3 protein-coding genes are annotated in these 2,501 nt (G+C 44.7%); 1 reads left to right on the plus strand and 2 read right to left on the minus strand.

The genetic code is table 11. From position 1 onward, the window contains the following. Positions 1–204 precede the first annotated feature (204 nt). Entirely contained in the window at positions 205–972 is a 768-nt protein-coding gene (gene otsB / locus Q7J27_14440; protein ID MDO9530338.1) for a trehalose-phosphatase, read from the plus strand. An 80-nt stretch (positions 973–1,052) separates the two neighbouring features. Here otsB and Q7J27_14445 read toward each other — a convergent pair whose 3' ends face one another. After that, a complete protein-coding gene (locus tag Q7J27_14445) occupies positions 1,053–2,279 on the minus strand; it encodes a glycosyltransferase (protein MDO9530339.1) in 1,227 nt (408 codons plus the stop codon). Continuing rightward, the coding region (locus tag Q7J27_14450) for a DUF5752 family protein (GenBank protein MDO9530340.1) at positions 2,260–2,501 on the minus strand (242 nt) is incomplete at its 5' end. The genes Q7J27_14445 and Q7J27_14450, both read right to left, overlap by 20 nt.

The raw sequence follows: 2,501 nt of genomic DNA on the forward strand, positions 1-2,501 counted from the left end.
TTGTTTATTACGTCTTGTCCGCGGATTACAAGATCTATATGGATATACAAGAGGGAATTAAATTGGCTTTAATGGGAGCATTTGAGAAAGAAGGGCTTGTTTTTGCTTATCCGACGCAGACGCTGTATGTCAAGAAAGAGGGCTAAAAGGGTTATGATAAAGGTCATTAGGAAACGTACCCATTTTTTAGGCCAATGGGATTTCTTGAAGGATTATTTTAAAAAGAAGCATGTTCTCCTGTTTTTGGATTACGACGGGACCTTAGCTCCTATTGCCGAAACCCCGGATCAGGCCCGTTTGGATAATAAGACCCGGGATATTTTGGAACGTTTAGCCGGACATTCTGATTGCCGGGTGGCTATTGTTTCGGGGCGGGGATTGCCGGATATTCGTTCAAGGGTCGGGCTCAAACATATTACTTATGTGGGCAATCACGGGTTGGAAATCTTTGGCCCTAAGATTTATTTTGAAAGCGCGCGTTTAGATAGGACGCGAAAGACTTTCCGGGATATTATAAATAATCTGCGGTTACACTCTCAGGATTTAAAAGGGATTTTTTTTGAGGATAAAGGCGCGACGCTAAGCATTCATTACCGAATGGTTGAGGTAAAGAAGTTGAAATATTTGGAGAAGATATTTTATCAAGTGGTTGACCCTTATGTCATATCTAAAGCAGTAAAGGTTTTTAAAGGAAAAAAGGTTTATGAAATCCGTCCGCCTGTTGAATGGAATAAAGGGCATGCGGCGTTATGGCTTTTAAAAGAATTCCAGGCCGAGTTAAGGCATAAAGATTTTGTTGCGGTTTATATCGGAGATGATCAAACGGATGAGGACGCATTTGAGGTCTTGCGCGATATGGCCTTGACTATCCATGTAGGCAACTTGCGCAAATCAAAAGCTAAATATTATCTGAATAATGCTGAAGAAGTCAAAGCGTTGCTGGGGATTATCCTTTTGGCGAAAGAGTCGTAACATCATAGCAATACTCTCGTTTCTCTGGTGTTAACGCGAGATATTCAATGCGTTATACTGGTCAGATCAAGAGGTTTTCTCTAAAACTGGACAACATCCTCGGTATAGTAGAGAGAGAGGAACAAGAGGATATAGTCGCGAATATGGCGGGTAATAAGAAAATTATTCTTAACATGTTCCCTGCCGTTGGTCCCCAGACGACTGGCATAGTCCGGATCGTTCAAGAGCTGTTTCAGGTAATAGACAGTTCCGTCAATCGAGTAAGTCAGTATCCCGGAATACTTGTGTGTAATCTGCTGGGGAACACCTCCGACCGCACTGGCAATTACAGGCTTCGATTTCCAAAGCGCCTCGGCGACGGTCAGCCCGAAACCTTCTTTAAGGGATTTCTGAAGCACCACCGAAGAAGCTCGCTGGAGCGCGTTAATTTCAATATCGCTACCTGACGGCAAGAGGAGAACATGAATATCATGGTCATCTGCCGCAGCATTCTGAACGTCTTCGAGTACTTTCGCGCCTTCGGGATCATCTGTTGCACCGCCGCCTGCAAGGACGAGCTGGCAGTCAACATGTTGCTTCACCTTGCGATATACTTCTATCACACCAAGCGGGTCCTTAAGGTAGTCAAACCTTGAAATCTGTGTAACAATCGGACGCTGGGGATCGATACCAAAAGTTTCCAGTACCGACATTATTGTTTCTTGCGGCAAGTCCCTGTTTTTGTCGCTGAGTGGATCGATCGACGGTGCTATCAACACCTGCGGTATACTCAGCTGCCTGGAGAAAGACTGCGCAGAGAAAACGGCGCTGTCATACCGTTCAATATAATCTCTGAGAAATGCCTCGATCTGGGCCGTAGGCTGTGTAAAGTCAATATGACAACGCCACACCCATTTTTGACCAATCTCTTTTTTCTTTTCTATCAGTCCTATCGGCTGGGAATCGTGTACAAAAACAACATCACCATAAGATTGGATTTCTGCGGCATTTTCGGCGTTGACCTGCTTGAAGAAATCAAACTCCTCGTCGGAAAAAGTAACATCGACGCCATGCAATGCATTATGTATTTTTTTTGTTATCAGGAAAAACTTCTCGTTGCCCTTGATAACATCCCATCGGGCATCAACTCCAAGCTGTTTGAGGAGAGGAACCATGCGGGTAAGTATTTCCGCCACACCACCCCCGACTGCGGTAGAATTGACATTTTGTATTACTTTTCCGCGCAGTTTATCTGCCAGCAGGAACAGTTCATCCACAGCGCTTTCACCCACAATCGGCGAATATTCTTTAATGTTTCGCTGAGACATAATCCCCCACAAGCTTGATTACACGCTTCCTGAGCACTTCCAAAGTCATGGTATATGGGTCCAGGCGCGCCATCTTCTTTGCAAGTTCCACTTCCCCAATGCCCTTGAACCATGCGACAAAATCACTCTCCTCTTTTTTCAGACGAAGGGGTGCCTCAAACATATGGAAATACAGGGAGTAAACAGTAACCCTTCCAATCTGATCCTGAAACTCACGAAGAT

The sequence above is a fragment of the Syntrophales bacterium genome, assembly GCA_030655775.1.
Lineage (GTDB): Bacteria > Desulfobacterota > Syntrophia > Syntrophales > JADFWA01 > JAUSPI01.